The following is a 17,600-nucleotide window of genomic DNA, read 5'->3' on the forward strand; positions in this document are numbered from 1 at the left end:
TGATTATAGTGGGACTGCGGCAGATTTGTCAACCCTAAAAGCGGTTATTTCCCATTCTCCACCCAGGGCGAATAAAGAGTGCGGGTGGTTCTGCGGATTGTGCCATGTACCCGGATGTCCAGTTTGGCGGCAGGGAGAATCTCGTCCTCCCACCGTTCCTTTACTTTCTCCCATTCCTTGGGGTTGCGGTCATTTAAGGAATTGCCGAAGGAAAAAATATCGCAGTGCAGCTTCCTCACGGTCTTGTCGAAGGCCATCTCCACCTCTTTTCTGACAATGTCGTTAAAGCCCTTCTCCAGCTCGGCCAGCTCCTCCGTCTTCACAACATTCTTGTAGCCGCTGCGGTCGCCGATATTCAGATTGGCGGAAATGTCCACCCGAATATGAGCCTGGCCGTTCTCCATCCAAACCTTCCTCCGGTTTTTCACGCCTCCGATCAGCTCCAGGGAGATCACTCCTCCCTCGTCCGCCTGCACGGAAATAATTGCGCTCTTCATCGAATTTTTGGTCCATATCAGTCCCCTGGATTCCTTCTCGCTAAGAAAACCCTTCAGCTTGTTGCCGCGGAACACGGCTGTGCCTCCGGTATAAATGATGGGCGTTTGCTCATCTCCCTTGCTCGATGAAATCTGCCGGCCGAATATCCGGCGGTCATAGACTTCCTGGCTCATCAGCTCCATAACGGGAGCATAAGGCTGGCTTCCGGTAGGTTCCGTCAGCATCCGGTTAAAATCCACCAGCTGCACCTTGGGGGCTTTGCCGTTGAGATTGGCATTGGACATCAGATTCGACAGATATTCGGAGGGGATGGGCATCAGGGTGAGCCGAGATTCCATCAAATCCTTGGCCAAGCCCTTCACCACCGCTATGTATGAGGTGCCGCGCAATTCCGCATCGGCGCTGAAGAAATCGAGGAAGTCATCAACGCCCTCCCTGGCCGCCTTCTCGCCGATGATGCAAACCTGAATATGGCCCCAGAACAGCTTTTGGCCTACAACATTAATGTAATTGCGCAGCGCCTCAAAGGTAGTGGCGCCCTTCACGCTGATGGTCTTGAATTTATCCTCTCCGCTGGCATTCTCCAACTTAATGGCGGACAAATCGGGAGTCTGAATGGTCAGAATGATCTCGCCGCTGTCCGTTTTGTCTATGCCTACCCCCATAACATAGTCGATTTCATTGGCCTCCTTGGCGCTCCAGCAGCCGGACAGAAGCAGCAGGAAGCCCACCGGCAGCAGAAATCGCAACAGAGCCTTTTTCATGGCGCGCTGCCCCCCCGTTTGGTTTTGATCCAGCCCAAAAGCTCCATCAGGAGCAGAAACAGGATGCTGACATAAGGGTAGACCTGCCCCTTGAACTGGTCCAGCCGGAAGACGGCCTGGGGCAGGTTCTGGGGAATGATGGCCAGAAAGTAAATGATCACCGCCAGGGGAAAAAGCAGCGGCCGGTAGGAATTCAGGCCAAACCAGGAGCGGAAGCCGGACGCGCAGGCATAATAGGTAACCGACCCCTTAACGGTGTTCATGGTGACCCACATCGCCAGAAAAATCAGCTCCACATGCTCGAAGAAATGGAGAAAGCTGATATTCCGGACCATCTCCACCGTGGGAAAAGCCAGCCGCTTTAAATAGGAGGAGCCGAAGGTACCCAGACACAGCCAATAGGTCAGCACAAACAGAATGCCCACTGTCAAATTAACCTTAAGCAAGGTGCCGGTGGTCTTCTGTCGGTCGCGGATGCCATTGGCTGCATACAGCAAAATGCCGATCTCCATAAAAATGGCCAGCACGGACAAGGTGCCCCGGTACAGATCCGGCAGGTTGGTATCATACAAAGGCATAATCCGGCTCATTTCCACATGGCCCAGGGACAGAAGCAGCATAATGACAAGCACCGCTGCCATCCCGGGGAACACCACCTCGGCAAACAGGCCGATGGAGCGCAGGCCTCCCCGCACATTCCAATAGCGGAGAATCAGAAACATAATCAGCATAACGCCAAGGGGCGTTTCGGGAATAACCAGCGTTTCAAACAATTCGCCCACCAGCCGCATCACATAGGCCGAATAAAGCAGCGTAGGCAGTAGCAGAAAAAGCAGGGTAAAGGGCATGCCGATCCAGCGCCCCAACAGGGAATGAACATAGGCGATAAACTCCTGGTCGCCGATCCGTCCAAGCAAGCGGTTCAGCAGCCAGATATAGCCGGAGAATGCTGCCATGGCGGCCAATATGCACAGCCATCCCGTATGCTGTGCCAAAACCGTAAGCTCCCGGGGCAAGGTGATGAACATGGTGGCAAAAATATAAATGCCCGAAATGAACATCAGTTGGGGCTGGGTTAATCTGTTTTTGTTTTTGTCCATCCTGTTCTCCTTTCAAGCCCGAGTTGGTTTATCGCCTCCGCTGCTGCGGCTTCAGATAACGCTGGCGCAGCGACATCAGATAGGTAGGCTTGCGGATAAGAATGGAGTCATCCAAATCCGCCCACCGGGACGGGCGGAAGGGCTCCAGATAGCCAACCCCGAAGGGGGTAAGGCTGACCAGATGCAGCAGAATGGCCGCCCCTCCAAACAAAATGCCGAACATCCCCATCGTCGCGGCGAGCAGCATCAAGGGAAACCGGAGCATCCGGATCGTAATGGAGGTGTTGTAATTGGGGATCACAAAGGACCCGATGGCCGTAAACGCCACGATAATGGTCAGAATCGGGCCGACAAATCCGGCCTGCACCGCAGATTGGCCAATCACCAGCGCCCCGACAATCCCGATGGTTTGGCCCAGGGAGCCGGGCAAACGAAGACTGGCCTCCCGAAGCAGCTCAATGCTGGCCTCCATCAGCAGCGCTTCAAAAAAAGCGGGGAAGGGCACCCCGGTCCGGTTGGCTGCGCTGGAGAGCATCAGCGGGGTAGGCAGCATTTCCTGGTGAAAGGTAATCAGGGCAATGTAAAGGGAGGGTAAAAACAAAGCCATCAAGAGCGCCAGCCCTCTGAACCAGCGGACAAAGGTGGCGGCCATAAACTTGCTGTAATAGTCTTCGGAGGCGTAGAGAAAGGAGGCGAAGGTAGAGGGCATGGACAAGGCGTAGGGGGAGCCGTCCAGCATAACCGCCACCTTCCCCTCCAGAATGGCGGCAACGGTTTTGTCCACCCGTTCCGTGCCGGTAACCTGGGGAAACGGAGAGAGCGGATTATCCTCCAGAAACTCCTCCATCTGTCCGATATCCTGCATGCCGTCCATCTCAATCGTCCGAATGCGCCGTTTGACCTCGTTGACCAGCTTCGGATGGGCAATATCCCGGATATACAGCACAGCCACATCGGTCAGGCTGCGGGTGCCGACCTGCAGGGACTCCACCGCCAGCCGCGGGTCCTTGATCCGCCTGCGGATCAACGCCGTATTGACCCGAAGCACTTCGTTAAAGGCCTCCTGCGGCCCGCGGATGGCACTTTCCGTCACGGGCTCCTGGACCTGGCGATGCTCCCAGCCCTCCGAGGAGATGGCAAGCCCTTCCGCCGCGTTCTCCAGGAAAACCAGAGTGCTGCTGTTCAAAAGCGAATACATCAGCTTGGCCCGACCGCTTTCCCGCCTGATGTTCGTGGCCGTAATCAGCTTTTCCAATTCTGCGATGCCGGCCTGGCTCTCCGGCAAGCAAGTTGTGGCCAGGGGCTGGGTAATAAATTCATGCACCAGCTGCCTGTTCGCCAGTCCGTCCACATACATCACCGCCACCCGCAGGACGGCCCCTCCCTGCTGGCGGACCTCCGTTTCCTTGATCACCAGATCGCTGCATAAAGCCAGGCTTTCCCGAAAGAAGGCCACCGTTTCCGACAGCTCGGCCGTGATCGTCCCCTGGGGATAGGATTCGGGAATGCCAGTCTGGCCGGACGGGACGATCCGGCGTTTGGCATTGGCCTTGCTCCATATTCTCACGAAGCGCCACCTCCGGCTATGCGGTAAATCAGCATCATCCCCTGGTCCATAAACCTGGCAATAGCGGGGAAGGCTTTCCATTGCTGCAGCGCGCACAGACTCGCAGCCGCCAGGGACAATACGACATACGCCGTTTTTTCCCTAACGCCCGGGGAGGGTTGGCCATAGTAAGAGTTTTTGCGCGGGAAAAAAGCAGCCAGCCAAACGGCCAAGCCCAGAACGGTCAGATACCTCATGCTGCACTCACCTTCCTCTTTTCTGTGAAAATGGACCCTCCGCCTTTTCACGCGGAGGCTCCCCCAAACGTACCCGGAATTGGAGCTGGATCATCGCGGTACTTTTAGAGGTTTTTGGGCTAGTTTTTGCCCATGCGTCCATAACTATACCCGGACATGCAAAGGGCCGGCTCTCCTCTCTCGGAGAACCGGCCCTGATGGGACAGCCTGATGCTGCTTATTTGACGATGGCGCCGACGGGCAGATCCTCAGCCACAGTGGCCAGGGTCAGCTGGTCCCCGTGGGAGGCGGCCAGGATCATGCCCTGGGACAGCTCGCCCCGCAGCTTCACCGGCTTCAGATTGGTGACGCAGATGACCTTGCGGCCCACCATTTGCTCCGGCGTATAATATTGGGCGATGCCCGACACCACCTGGCGCTGCTCCGCGCCCAGATCCAGCTGCAGCTTCAGGAGCTTGTTGGCGCCCTTCACCGGTTCGGCGGCCAGCACCTGGGCTACCTTCAGCTCCACCTTGAAGAAATCGTCGATGGTGATCTCAGGCAGAGCTGCTTCCGCTGGCTCGACCTTGGCCGGAGCCGGAGCGGCGGCTGGGACTGGGGCTTCCGCCGGCTGAACAGGCTTGCCAACCGTCATGGCTTGGGTGATATACGCCACTTCGGCTTCGGCGTCCAGACGCGGGAACAGCGGGTCGCCCTTTTGCAGGCGGGTTCCCGGCTCCAGGCGGCCGAATTGCGCGGCGCTGTCCCAGGTGGTCAAGGGGCCTGCGGCAATGCCCAGCTGGGCCCAGATTTTGGCGGGCACAGAGGTCAGGAACGGCTGCAGCAGAACGGATGCGATCCGCAGGCTCTCCGCCAGATGGTACATGACGGAGGCCAGCTCGCCCTTCTTCGCCTCGTCCTTGGCCAAGGCCCAGGGAGCCGTCTCATCGATATACTTGTTGGTGCGGCTGACCAGGCTGCCGATGGCCGTCAGGGCGACGGAGAATTCCATCTTCTCCAGCGCCTCCTCAGCCTTGGCAACGGCTGCGGCGGCCGCTTCCTTCAGGGAGCCGTCGAAGGGAGTTTGCCCGTCCTGGGGAGACGGCAGCACACCGCCGAAATATTTCTCCATCATGGCGACAGTACGGTTCAGGAGGTTGCCCAGGTCGTTGGCCAGGTCGGAGTTGACCCGCTCCACGAAGCTTTCCGGGGTGAAGGTGCCGTCGGAACCGAAGGGCACCTCCCGCAGCAGGTAGTAGCGCAGAGCATCCAGGCCGTAGCGGTCGATAAGGGTCACCGGGTCCACCACATTGCCCTTGGACTTGGACATTTTGCCGTCCTTCATCAGCAGCCAGCCGTGGCCGAATACCTTCTTGGGCAAGGGCAGGTCCAGCGCCATCAGCATAATGGGCCAGTAAATGGTGTGGAAGCGGACAATTTCCTTGCCCACCAGATGCACATCCGCAGGCCAGAATTTCTTGTAGAGGGTGTCGTCCTGGGAGCCGTAGCCCAGAGCGGTAATGTAGTTGGACAGGGCGTCGATCCAAACATAGATGATGTGCTTGGGATCGCCCTTCACCTTGATGCCCCAGTCGAAGGTGGTCCGGGACACGGCCAGATCCTCCAGGCCGGGTTTGATGAAGTTGTTGATCATCTCGTTCTTGCGGGATTCCGGCTGGATGAATTCGGGATTCTCCTCGTAGTATTTCAGCAGCCGGTCGGCATACTTGCTCATCCGGAAGAAGTAGGATTCCTCCTTCACCAGTTGGACGGGATGGCCGCTGTCGGGGCTTTTGGCCGCGATAATATTGCCCTTGTCATCCTTGACCACATCCGCCAATTGGGTTTCGGTGTAGAAGGTTTCGTCGGGAATGCTGTACCAGCCCTCGTACTCGCCCAGATAAATATCCCCCTGCTTCAGCAGCCGGTCGAAGATGTCGGCAACGGAGGTCTTGTGGCGCTCTTCCGTGGTGCGGATAAAATCGTCATAGGAGATGTCCAGCTTCCGCCACAGCTCCTTGATGCCGATAACAATGCCGTCCACAAACTCCTGGGGCGTTTTGCCCGCCGCCTTGGCCTTCTCCTCAATCTTCTGACCGTGTTCGTCGGTGCCGGTGAGAAACCGGGTCTCATACCCCCGCAGGCGCTTGTAGCGCACCATGGCGTCGCCGGCGACGGTAGTGTAGGCGTGGCCGATATGCAGCTTGTCGCTGGGATAATAAATCGGCGTTGTCAGGTAAAATGTTTTCTTTTCCACAGAAAATGCCTCCTTCGTAAAGTTGACCCATATGCCTCTGTTCTCTGTTGTCCCGTAAACCAAAAAAAGCCCCGTCCGCCATTGGGACGAGAGCTTCCTCACGTGGTACCACCCAGATTCCCCCAAACCTTCACGGTCCGGGGCTCAAGCCAGTCAGCCGCGCCGCGGGCGCACAATACGCACATCGGCAGCAAGCCTGCTGTTCCGCTAACGCCGGAATCCGCGCCGCCCCCTTACCAGGCGTGTCAGACACGCCCTAAGAAGCTGTGACGAAAAGAGTATCCGCTTTGGCGGCACTGATTCCGGCAGAGTCTCCTGCGCGCTTAACCGCGCATGCTCGAAGGCAGTTTCTCCAGGACCATCTTCGGAAGACTTCTCTGCGCCGGCTCTCACCTGTCCCGGCTCTCTTGCGGCAGCGTCTGTCCCCCTACTCATCCCTTCACAGAAAAACGTATGGGTTCACAATTATTCACAATATAACGAAAAAGGTCTGCCCTGTCAAGATTTCCACCGCCCCTTGGGGGGAACGGGGTCGATTCCTCCCGGATGGAAGGGATGGCATCTGCAGATGCGCGCGGCAGCCAGCAGGGAGCCCTTCAGGGCGCCGTGGACTTCAATGGCCTCCAGGGCATACTCCGAGCAGGTGGGGTAAAACCGGCAGGTGGGCGGCTTTAAGGGAGACAGGAATTTCCGGTAAAATCTCACCGGGGCTTGGGCGATTTTTTTCATCATGGGATGCCCCTCGTATAATTAAGATGTACTTCCTTCATCATGCTGCATTTTTATCCGTCAGTCAAATCGGCGGAACGCCGCTCCGGTAAAAGTCCCTGCGCAAAAAAAAGACCGCCCGAACGGGGCTTCCGGCATAACCGGTGCTGCCCCTCAGGCGGTTGAGAAGAGGATAACTATGGAAAATGGTGAGACGCGATAGTTAGGTAAAGCAGCTTTCTTCGCCGCCGGGAACGATTCCGCGCCGTGTTCGGGTCCGTTTGGCGGAGCCTGCATCACTGGCTTTGTCTGCCGTATGGCGCCGGGTCTTGACGATCACGGCATCATGGGCAAGCGGTTCATTCGGGACGGCATTGGGGATAACCTCGGGAACAACTTTGAGAACCTCCAGGGTAACTGCAGCCTCCAGACTAACTTTAAGGCTAGCTTCAAGGCCATCCTTCATTGATAATGATTCTCAATATCGTTTCGCTGATATTAAGATACCTTGTTTGAGGCGTTCTGTCAATACTGCAGCGCAAAAAAGTTTTTGAAGTATGAGTTGCCCCGCTGTTGACCAAACTGGAATCCATCCGGGGACGCAAACTGCAACCCACATTTCTCGCAACAGAACCTACCACGAGGAGGAGCCCATACATCATGAGATCATGCGTTCATAAGGCTGCCGGACACGCTATGCTGCGAAAAAGGATGATCAGCCAATTGGGAGACGAACCGCGCAGACTATCCACCTACCGGATGTTTCGGAGTCCGGAGTTTCAGGAGTTATGCGACTTTTACATGGAGGGCATCGGCTTCCGCCGTTTTGAGCAGTTTGTGGAATATGCGCTGCGGCTGGAGAAAACCTTCTGACTGACGCCCATGCCGGGCGCACATGTAGAAAAGCCTGCCCGGATACCGGACAGGCTTTTGTTTTGGGTTCGAGCCGGGATACAAGGCTCTCGCTATGCGGGGCATGTAAGCGGCATAAAATGTTCGCTATTGCCTCTTTTCACCGAAAAAACGCCATTTAGCATACACAAAATGTCTGCTATTTGCTCCAATCCAGCTGCTTTAGCGTCTTCTGCCGGGAATAGCGAACATTTTATATACGCTATTCCCAAAAAAAGCCGCCAAACCCTTCAATAGCGTACATTTGATGCCCGCTATCATTTCCGGCAGTGCAGCAGCATGAGGGGACTACTTGTTGACCGCGCCGCTCACCGCCCGTTTGTCCCCGGTAAGGGACAGAAACGCCCGCAGCATGGCCATGCGCCACACCAGAATCATGCCGAAGGCAAGGATAAAGAACACTCCCGCCGACTGGACTACCGTTATGTACCGCTCCACCCAGTCATGGAGAAGCACCCGGACCAGCAGCATGCCGATGATAATCCACAGGAAAGCCTTGGAGCGCTTCATATAGACCACTTCATCACGGATTTCCAGCTGTGTCGTGCGAATCAACGGGACCGAAAAGAAAACCGCCCCCACCAAAAAAGCAATTCCCGCCCATGACCAGGGAATCCGCGTGTGAGGCGCCAGAAACATCATAAACCCGGTGGACATGCCCAATGGCGGAATCATGATTTTGCGCAGAGTTGTAGGGCGGTTGGAGGCCCGGAGCCGCAGAAAGATAACCATGGAGCCGGCCAACACCGATACGAGCAGCGAGGTAATTTGTGCTGTTCCCATAAATAGATCCCCCTCGACGGTCAAGTTGGGTAACGATAGTTCTGTTATACCATATGGGCGTTCCATTGTTAAATTTTCCGGCATATAGGCTCCATATCATACGTTCCCTCCCTTAATGTCCGCCCCTCCTGATTCCCTCCATTTCCGAACGGCAGCTCCATCCCATGTCAGAATTATTGCCATCTTATGCCCTGTGACTTGTTTTCCCGGTTGCCCAACCAAACCCGCATAAACGCAAAAAAACCGCTGGCCATAACAGGCTGCGGTTGTATAAACAGGATTATGCGCCAAATTCTGCGGATGCGGCATTTCCGGCATCGGCTTGCCCCAGCCGGGCAGGGTCCACCCCCGGCGCTTCCGGCGGCGCCGCCAATTGGGCGGATTCCAGAAAAGACCGGATCAAGTCGCAGGACCTGCCAAACTTCTCCTGTTCCTCCGCATTCAAATTCAGCTCCACCACCTCATGGACTCCGTTGGCGGAAATAATCGCCGGCACGCCTGCGCATACGCTCTGCTGTCCGTATTCCCCCCCCAGGATGGCGGAAACCGCCATGATCCGGTGATCATCATTGAGCACGGACCGGGTGATGGAGGCAAGGGCATTGCCGATGCCGTAATGAGTGGAGCCTTTGCGCTTGTAGATCTCCCATCCAGCCAGCCGCGTCCGGTCGGCGATTTCATCCAGATCAAGATGGCCGAAGCGGCTTTGATTTTGCTGGATAACCTGCCCGATGGGCTTGCCTCCGATGGTCACATGGGACCAGGCGACAAACTGGGACTCCCCGTGCTCGCCCATGACAAAACCCTGGACGCTGCGCGGCTCCACCGGAAAAATCTCCGACAGGATGGTCTTAAGCCGCGAGGAATCGATGGAGGTTCCCGTGCCGATGACCTGCCCCCGGGGCAGACCGGAGAGCCTCCATACCGCATAGGTGACAATATCCACCGGATTGGTAGCCACCACAAAAGTACCGCTAAACCCGCTTTCCATAATGGGGGGAATGATGCCTTTCACCATTTCCATGGAGGAATCCAGGAGATCCAGACGGCTGCCGGGATTTTTCGGATTGCCGCCCACAGCAAGAATGATCACGTCCATATCGCCGCATTGGTCGTAATGGCCTGCATATATTTTGGTTCTGGAATGAGTGAAATCCATACAATGCGACAGGTCCAAAGCTTGCGCCAGCGCGTTCTCCGGGCTCCGGTTGATGAGCATCAGCTCCTCGCATACCGCCTGATTAATCATGGCATACGCGCAGCTTGAGCCCACCAGCCCCGTTCCCACAATGGCAACCTTGCGTGTTTTTCTGCCCATGGCGACCTTCCTCTCTTCATATGCCGTTGTCTTGTTCTGCTACAGTATATTCGCCGCGAAACTGATGTTACCTATTATAACATGAAAATGTCATTCCCTCTATGAAAAAATTCAGGCGGTCAATAACAAGGAACAGCCTTCTGTCAAAAAAAGAAGCGGACAATCCCTGTTCAGGATGCCCGCTAAAAAAATACCGCTATGCCGCCGCTTACTGCGGTGTTTTGATCATCAGCTCAAAATCATCGAAATACACCTCGCCTGCCGCTCCGCGCTTATACATAAAGACAGTCACTGTCGTATTCGTGCTGCCCGTGGTAAAGGTAACCTCTCCTTGGGTATACTCCGTTGCATTGACGTACACCTGCCGCTGGTAGCTGCCGTAATTGCGGACGCCGAACTCCCCGTTGGTTCCCTTGGCCCAGGCCTTGAGCGTATACGTGGTGTTGGGCTCAAGCCCGCTTATATATTGCTCAATCCCTCCATAGGCGGTGGTCAGCCTGGCGGCGTAGGTTCCCGTATGGGCATTGGCATCCACAATGGCGGCCTGGGTAAAATGAGTGGGCCAGCCGGTAAAATCCCCTGTTTCAAACCCCGGATTGGCCAACAAATTGGCTGCGGTTGGTGTAGGTGTCGGCGTAGGCGTCACAGTCGGTGTGGCCGTCGGCGTCGGCGTTGGCGTCGCAGTTGGTGTTGCTGTTGGCGTAGGTGTCGGTGTGGCCGTTGGTGTCGGCATTGCAGTCGGTGTTGCGGTGGGCGTAGGTGTCGGAGTGATCGTAGGCGATGGAGTCGGCGTTGGGCTGGGGGGCGGCGTCAGGCCGTCCGTCACAATGCGGAAATAATCAAAATCCGCCGTCAGCCCTGTTCCCGCACATACGATCAGCCCGATCTTCAGATTGTCCAGCTCTGCCGTTTGGGTGGTCCACACCTGGGTGTAGGCCTGGCCATCGGCGGAATAATAGCCGCTGTAGGTATTGCCGTATTTCAGAATCCGCATGTAGGACACCGCCGATTCCACAGTATCGGCCACCTCCACATGCTCCCGGACCGCATTCACCTGCTTGGTGAACTGGAACTGGTTGCCGCTGCCGTACAGCCGGGTCATCCGGAAATAGGTGTTGTCGTCCACATAGGCGATCAAACCTCCCTGGGCCCAGCGGGCCGAGGGTTTGCCGCTCATTTTGGTCTCGATCAGCCAATTGCCCTCCGGCGCTCCGGTCAAAAGAATATTCCGCGCCGTGGCTCCCCCGTCCACAATATCTCCCGCCTCGCTGACGATCCGCATGTTCCCCGGGTTGGCGGACAGGGACCAGTTGGCGCTGTTCTCCCTGACCCACCGCCACTGGCTGTGAAGCGCAGCGTCATTAAACTCGTCGCTGGTGCCCACGGTATACACAGGCCCCGAAGGCCCGCCTGGTGCTGCGCTGAACTGGATCAGCTCCAGGCTGTCAAACCATACCTCCCCGCTGCCCCCGGCCTTGTACAAATAAATGATGGCGCTGGTGGCATCGCTCCCCGTGGTAAAGGTGATCTCCTTCTTGGTATAAGCGGAGGAGGCAACATGGGCATCCTTGGCGGTGCCGCCGTAGTTTTTCACTCCCACCACCGCATCCCCGCCTCCGGTGCTTTTCCCGTACGCATACAGCTTGTAGATGGTATTGGGATATAACCCGCTCACCGTCTGCTCCGCTCCCGCATAAGCACCGGTCAGCTTCGCGGCGTAGCTGCCTTCATAAGCATTGGAGGCCTCTACGGTTGCCCCGTTGTAATGGGTAGGCCAGTTGGTGAAATCCCCGGTTTCAAAGCCCGGATTCTTCAGCAGATTCTCCTCTGCAGGAGGCTGGGGAAGCGGCGGCAAATTATTGGGGTCAAGCCCCGGCCCTTGATAAGCGCCGATGTTGGGGGCCGTCCCGGCGGCAACCGGATTGCCGAAGAAGTCCCGGCCGCCGTTGCCCGCTATGATCCTCCCGGCCCCGATGGCAGGCGAGGTATTCAGCAGCTGGTAGCCCGCCAATGTATTCTTGCCGATTCCGCCGGAGCCCGGAGAAGCCAACTGCGGGTCCGCGGTTATTTTGTGGGCATCCGCAGGTTCGCTTGCAGGATGATTGCCGAAGAAGAGATTATAATCGAACACATTGTTGGTGCTTCCGGCGAAGCTGTAGCCTCCGGAGCCCAGGTTATAGATCAGATTGTTGTAGAAATAGGTGTTTTTGGCATAACCGCCCCAATTGAGCACATCCACCACCTTGGCGTTGGAGGATTTGGGCAGGTACACCGTATTGTTGTAAATGGTGGTGGTATCCGGAGTGCCGCTGAAATTAAAGACGGCTCCCCCGTCGTTTTGGCTGATGTTGTACCGGATCGTGGTGTTGGTATTGGCATTGGAGGCCACCGTGCCGTCATTCACCACCAGAAAAGCACCGCCTGCATTGTTATGGCTGTAATTGTACTGGATTATCGTGCCGTCGCTTTTGTAATCCGCGTCATAGGCCATGGCATCCCCGCCGGGAGCCGTGTTGTATACCTCGTTGAACTGGATGACAGAGTTTTTGCTGGAAAATACCCATAACGGCACATGATAGCTGCCGGACCGCAGATGGGTGTCATACACCACGTTGTTTTCGATAACCCCGCCGGTGGTGTCCAGAATAAACGCTCCATCCGCGCCAATGTCATAGATCACATTGTCCGCCACCCGGAAGCCCGAGGAATATGCCTTTTGGGCGCCGTAAATGTAGATGCCTACACTGTCTACAGTATAAATCTTGCTGTTCTTGACCGTGACATCCGCCACATGATAATCCCAACTGGTGCCCCATACGATAATGCCGCCGTTATGGGCGTAATCCGTGGACACATCCCCTTTGACATGATGGATCTCCAGATTTTCAAACACAAAATGCCGGTACACCTTGGGGTTGGTCCAGGTGCCGCTGCTGCCGTCCACATGGATGCCTCTGCGGACACCCTTGGCGGAGGCGTCATTGGTAATCTCCAGGTTCCGGACCTCCCACTGCTCCTGATTGTAAAAATAGACGGCAGCGGCTGCCCCGGCTCCTGCAATCAGCGGCTTGCGCCCGGAGCCGTACATGTCGATGATGATCGGCTGACCCTCAACCCCCGAGCCCTGGGGCGAAAGTGTTCCCGTCCATACCCCGTCCGCCTTAAACAGAATGGCATCCCCCGGCTGAAAAACAGTGGCATTCACCTTCGCCAGCGTTTTCCAGGCCGCGCCGGCGGATGTTCCCGCATTGGCATCATTGCCGCCCGCCGCATCCACGTAATACGCCGTACCTGCCGCCTGCACCTGCGGAGCCCCCGCCCAAGGCACCCCACCTGCCACGACCACCAGAAAAGCCAGCAACACCCGCAACCATCCAAACTGCTTCAGCTTCATTTCTTCATTTCCCTCCCCGGCTAAAAAAATGTATCAGGAACGCGGCTCTGCCGCCGTGACGGTCAGTAACCGCTTTCAAGATCGCGGTAAGCAACCCTTTATTTCATCGTGATACGGTCATACCCCTCCCGGAACAAAATTACCTCCGCCGCTGACGCAAGCTGTTCCACATGCTCCCGGTACAGCTCATCCAACGACTCCGCCGCCGCCTTCTTGCCAGCCTTCCCATTGCCGCCCCCGCTGCCAAGGGCGTCTCCGGAGCTTCCTGAGCTTCCGGAGTCCACACTCTCCCGCTCCAGCACCTTCACCAGAACCAACTGACCCTGAAGCGCCTCATCAAAAACAGGGCTGGCCTGTCCCTTCTCAAGACCGCCGGCCAATACGGAATACAGCATAGGCTGGGATTTGAAATAGATGCCCGCCGTTTCCCCGTTCAGCTCTTCCTCTGTCACTTGTATCCCTGCCCCGGAGGGCGGTGTCTCTTGGGCCGCTTGCTCCAGACGCTGTTTCAATACGTGTAATGGCTCCCCCTGCCGGTAAGACACGGCCAGCTTTTGGAAACGAACCCGGTCCTCCGCAGGCAATATCGGATTGCGCTCCCGCTCCTTCAGCCGCAGCAGCTCCTCCTCCGTCACCCCCAGCTCCTGAGGCGTTACCTTCTCCTTCAACTCATTGCGCAGCTTGCTCATATAGTAGGGGATGAACACCGTCTCATCCATGCTGACGGGGCCGTACACGGGCAGCCGGGCCTTCACCGCCTCCGCCCGCCGTTTGTTCTCTTTGTTCATCTCCTCCAGCAAATCCCTATACGCCGTACCGGACAGAAGCCCGAAGCGGCTGCCCAGCTCCAATTCCACTTTCCGTTTGACCAGCTCCTCCATGGCCCTGGTCTTCACAACCGTCTCCGGATTCTCTCCGCCATAGCTGGTGTCCCAGAAGCTTTCCGTGTACACAGCGCCGTAGGTCCGGTAGAAATGGTCAATCACCCCAGCCCGTTGGCGGTCCAGCTCTTGCCTGAATTCCAACGCTGTGACATCCATGCCGTTCACCTGCGCAATCCGAACCGCATCCTGCTCTGTCCTGCCGCTTGCATAGAGGACACTCCAGCCCGCCACAACCACAACGATTGCCGCCAAAAGCGCCGCCCCGATTCCAACTCTCATGGCACCACCTCCATTTCCATCTTATTACAGCGCTTTCATCCCGGTAAGTGCTAATCTTTTAAGATTCGCTGGTAAAATATTAAGATTTACCCAATGATGCTACTACTCATCAGCCATGGTTACGGAACTATCCGGCTCTTACAAGGGAAAACCCCCGCTTCCGCGCCGCTAACGGAACTATTAAACTCTTGCAGAAGCAAATTCGGCCACCGGAGCCTCCGGAAGCCTCCTTCTCCTCAGTAAGCGCTTCTCAGTTCCGCTGCAAACTCGGCTGGCCGATTTTCCGCTTGTTAGGGTCGCTGAGTTCCGCTACGGCGCGGGGGAGGCTCGATTCAAGGCTTTTCGCGCTGCACCCGCATCCTCCTCCCGCCAGTTCATTGTGCGGACCCTGGTTCCGTTATTTCACGAAAATCGGCCTTTTTTTCTCCGGAGCGGACACAGAATCCGTTAAACGTAAAAAAGCGGGGGTGCTCCGTACTTCTGGAGTGAAATAACGGATCGTCAGTCCGCGAAAATCCGGAAAAGGGCAAAATGAGAAAAATAGCGGATCGTCGGTCCGCCCCCCGTCAGCCGCTCCATCCAAACCACCAGTTAGTCAACCACCAGTTAGTCTACCCATCCCCACCAGCCGCTCCACCCAAACCACCAGTTAATCTACTCATGCCCACCAGCCGCTCCACCCAAACCGCCAGTTAGTCTCCCCCACCAGCCGCTCCACCCAAAGCCCACCAGTCACTCCATCCAAACCATCAGTTGCTCTCTCCGTCCCGTCAGCCACTCTAGCTGCTCCCCTCAGTCGCTCTGCCGCAGCCCCATCAACGGGCCGAACTGCATCGCACACGCCGCGCCGTTCGTCCCTGGATGCCGTTTTTATCACCAATCCCAATGTTTCCCATTGCGCCTTCGCGCTTAGCGAAGTTAAACCTTCCCATGCGGATAAAAAGAGCCCGCCGCTTCCGGCAGGCCCTCCCTATTCCGCTTACTTCTTCATCTTCTGGTACCACTCGTTGGCTTCCTTGGTGATGTCGTCTCCGCCCAGGCTCTTCCATTCCTTGACGAAATTATCGAACTCGTCAATGGACTTTTTGCCGTAGATCATGCTGATGAAGGTGTCGCCCTCCAGCTTGGCGAGAATGCCGCCCTTGGCTTGCATGGCCGGAGTGTTGGCCCCGGTGAAGGCCTGCGCCACAAAAATTCCCGCTTTCCAGCCGTCATCCACAATCTCGGAGGCCTTGATCACATCCTTGTTGCCGGTAGCCGCCCGCTTCTCCGAAGGAGTCACCGGGGGTTCTCCCCTGCTCAGCCGGGCATTGGTTTTCAGCCCCACGAAGGGGTCCTTGGGTTCGATCAGCAAATACTTGGCCGGTCCCACCTTGCCGCCGGGAATATCCTTGTCCTCCACAGAGCGGGTGCCGTCGGCTTTGATGGTATAGTCGTAATCCTTGTACCAGCCGTTGACAAACTCGCTGCCCTCCCCAGCGTTCACCGATTCAAAAATCCGGTTCAGATACAGGAACAGCGCATCCGCATGTTTAAAATCCTTCTTCACCAGCATGCCGCCACGGAGATAGGTGGTGTCGCGCGCCGCCACCTTGCCGTTGTGGGTGGGCAGCGGGTAGGGCTTCATGGTTGCCCCCGGCACGTTCTTTTGCAGGTCGGGAGTCGGCCAGGTGCCCATCCAATAAGGGGCGGCCACAATCCCTACACGGCCCTGGGCGATGAGCTCCGCCAGCTTGTTCTCGTCATGCAGCCCGGCTTCCTTGGAAATATAGCCCTTGTTGTACCATTCCTTCAGCTTGGTTAATCCGCCCTTCATCTCCGGCACAGTGGAGCCGTGGATCAGCTTGTCGTTCTGCACATTCCACTGGTACGGCACCGTGCCGAAGGCCCCGAACACCCAGGAGGTTTCTCCCAGCCAGCTGGTGAAGGGATTGGGGTAGGAGCCGCCGGAGCCGAAGCTGACCCCCAGCGGGATCACATTGTCATTGCCCCCGGGCTTTTTGTCCAGAATGGTCTGCATGAGGGTCTCCAGCTCATCAAAGGTCTTGGGCGCGCTCACTCCCAGCTTATCCAGCCAGTCCTGGCGGATCCACAGCACAGAGTTGTCATTGCCCGCATTGGCAAAGTTGGGCAGCGCCATCTTCTTGTTGCCGTAGGTCACCTGGCTCCAGTTCAGCGGATTGGAGTTGTAGATTTCCTTCACCTTGGGGGAAGCGTAAGCCTCAAAATCGGCGGTGATATCCCGGTATTTCCCCGACTGGATCAGCTCATCCAGCAAGGTCATGTCCTGGGTGGTAATCACATCCGGCAGCGATTCATTGGCGGTGAGCATCAGCCGCAGCTTGGTGTTGAACTGGTCGCCGGGCACCTGCCACAGATGCTTGATGTCAATGCCCAGCTGGTCATGGGCCCACTTGGTGTGGACATTGTTCTCCATGGTCTCCCCGTTTTTGAACTTGATGGTGGAGTCCGTGGCCTTCACCGTGGTGATGGTCACCGGCGGATCAAACTTGTACGTGCCGTTCTTGATGGCCTCCGCGGTTTCATTCTTGGCTGCGGCTGTAGCTGCGGCAGACGGCGATCCTGCAGGCTCCGCTGTGCCGCTGCCGCCCTCCTTGCTGTCCGTACATCCCGCTGCCGCCGTGGAGAGCGCTATTGCCGCCGCCAGCGCCATACATGTCAACTTTTTATTCATGTGTCTCCAAACCTCCCTTTCGGACTGTAATCCGTTTGCAATTCTTATCTTATTACAGCGCTTACACCCCGGTAAGAGAGAAAGTTTTAAGATCGCCTGTTAATTTGTTAAGGTCCGCGTAAAACTCCGCATGAGTCTGTCCGACGGTGTGATTTTGGTGAATAAATATTCGCTGGGCACATTCACTACCGGGATAGGCTTGGCTTGGAAGCTCAAACACGTTTTG

Annotated in this window: 13 protein-coding genes; 1 reads left to right on the forward strand and 12 read right to left on the reverse strand. The window is 56.7% G+C overall.

Features of this window, described 5'->3' with window-relative positions; genetic code table 11:
• Nucleotides 1-44: 44 nt before the first annotated feature.
• The 7 genes from DQG13_RS13525 to DQG13_RS13550 all read right to left on the reverse strand — a co-directional run bounded on the left by DQG13_RS13525 (nucleotide 45) and on the right by DQG13_RS13550 (nucleotide 7,575).
• A complete protein-coding gene (locus DQG13_RS13525) occupies nucleotides 45-1,262 on the reverse strand; it encodes a Ger(x)C family spore germination protein (protein ID WP_113020295.1) in 1,218 nt (405 codons plus the stop codon).
• Entirely contained in the window at nucleotides 1,259-2,362 is a 1,104-nt protein-coding gene (locus DQG13_RS13530) for a GerAB/ArcD/ProY family transporter (RefSeq protein WP_113020296.1), read from the reverse strand. Before DQG13_RS13530 ends, DQG13_RS13525 begins: the two co-directional genes overlap by 4 nt.
• Before the next feature lie 28 nt (nucleotides 2,363-2,390).
• A complete protein-coding gene (locus tag DQG13_RS13535; RefSeq protein WP_181592740.1) occupies nucleotides 2,391-3,929 on the reverse strand; it encodes a spore germination protein in 1,539 nt (512 codons plus the stop codon).
• Complete coding sequence (locus DQG13_RS30770) at nucleotides 3,926-4,165, reverse strand: hypothetical protein (protein WP_181592741.1); 240 nt, start codon at nucleotides 4,163-4,165, stop codon at nucleotides 3,926-3,928. Before DQG13_RS30770 ends, DQG13_RS13535 begins: the two co-directional genes overlap by 4 nt.
• A 217-nt stretch (nucleotides 4,166-4,382) precedes the next feature.
• Nucleotides 4,383-6,401, reverse strand: coding sequence for a methionine--tRNA ligase (gene metG, locus DQG13_RS13540; protein ID WP_113020298.1), 2,019 nt, complete (start codon nucleotides 6,399-6,401; stop codon nucleotides 4,383-4,385).
• 498 nt (nucleotides 6,402-6,899) lie between these two features.
• Complete coding sequence (gene yidD, locus DQG13_RS13545; protein ID WP_113020299.1) at nucleotides 6,900-7,130, reverse strand: membrane protein insertion efficiency factor YidD; 231 nt, start codon at nucleotides 7,128-7,130, stop codon at nucleotides 6,900-6,902.
• 202 nt (nucleotides 7,131-7,332) lie between these two features.
• On the reverse strand, nucleotides 7,333-7,575 hold the full coding sequence (locus DQG13_RS13550) for a hypothetical protein (protein WP_113020300.1): 243 nt from the start codon (nucleotides 7,573-7,575) through the stop codon (nucleotides 7,333-7,335).
• A 194-nt stretch (nucleotides 7,576-7,769) separates the two neighbouring features.
• Between DQG13_RS13550 and DQG13_RS13555 the strand changes: the two genes are divergently transcribed.
• Complete coding sequence (locus DQG13_RS13555) at nucleotides 7,770-7,982, forward strand: hypothetical protein (RefSeq protein ID WP_113020301.1); 213 nt, start codon at nucleotides 7,770-7,772, stop codon at nucleotides 7,980-7,982.
• Between the two features lie 327 nt (nucleotides 7,983-8,309).
• Here DQG13_RS13555 and DQG13_RS13560 read toward each other — a convergent pair whose 3' ends face one another.
• The 5 genes from DQG13_RS13560 to DQG13_RS13580 all read right to left on the reverse strand — a co-directional run bounded on the left by DQG13_RS13560 (nucleotide 8,310) and on the right by DQG13_RS13580 (nucleotide 17,374).
• Nucleotides 8,310-8,804 (reverse strand): CcdC family protein, encoded by a 495-nt coding sequence (locus DQG13_RS13560; RefSeq protein ID WP_113020302.1) that lies wholly within the window; start codon nucleotides 8,802-8,804, stop codon nucleotides 8,310-8,312.
• A gap of 280 nt (nucleotides 8,805-9,084) precedes the next feature.
• Complete coding sequence (locus DQG13_RS13565) at nucleotides 9,085-10,122, reverse strand: L-lactate dehydrogenase (protein ID WP_113020303.1); 1,038 nt, start codon at nucleotides 10,120-10,122, stop codon at nucleotides 9,085-9,087.
• Nucleotides 10,123-10,330: 208 nt separating this feature from the next.
• Nucleotides 10,331-13,516, reverse strand: a complete 3,186-nt coding sequence (locus DQG13_RS13570; protein WP_113020304.1) for a carbohydrate binding domain-containing protein — start codon at nucleotides 13,514-13,516, stop codon at nucleotides 10,331-10,333.
• A 98-nt stretch (nucleotides 13,517-13,614) separates the two neighbouring features.
• Nucleotides 13,615-14,679, reverse strand: a complete 1,065-nt coding sequence (locus DQG13_RS13575; protein ID WP_113020305.1) for a hypothetical protein — start codon at nucleotides 14,677-14,679, stop codon at nucleotides 13,615-13,617.
• Between the two features lie 979 nt (nucleotides 14,680-15,658).
• Entirely contained in the window at nucleotides 15,659-17,374 is a 1,716-nt protein-coding gene (locus tag DQG13_RS13580; protein WP_113020306.1) for a type 2 periplasmic-binding domain-containing protein, read from the reverse strand.
• Nucleotides 17,375-17,600: the final 226 nt, after the last annotated feature.

Origin of the sequence: Paenibacillus sp. YN15 (assembly GCF_003285005.1) — a bacterium.
Classification (GTDB): domain Bacteria; phylum Bacillota; class Bacilli; order Paenibacillales; family NBRC-103111; genus Paenibacillus_AR.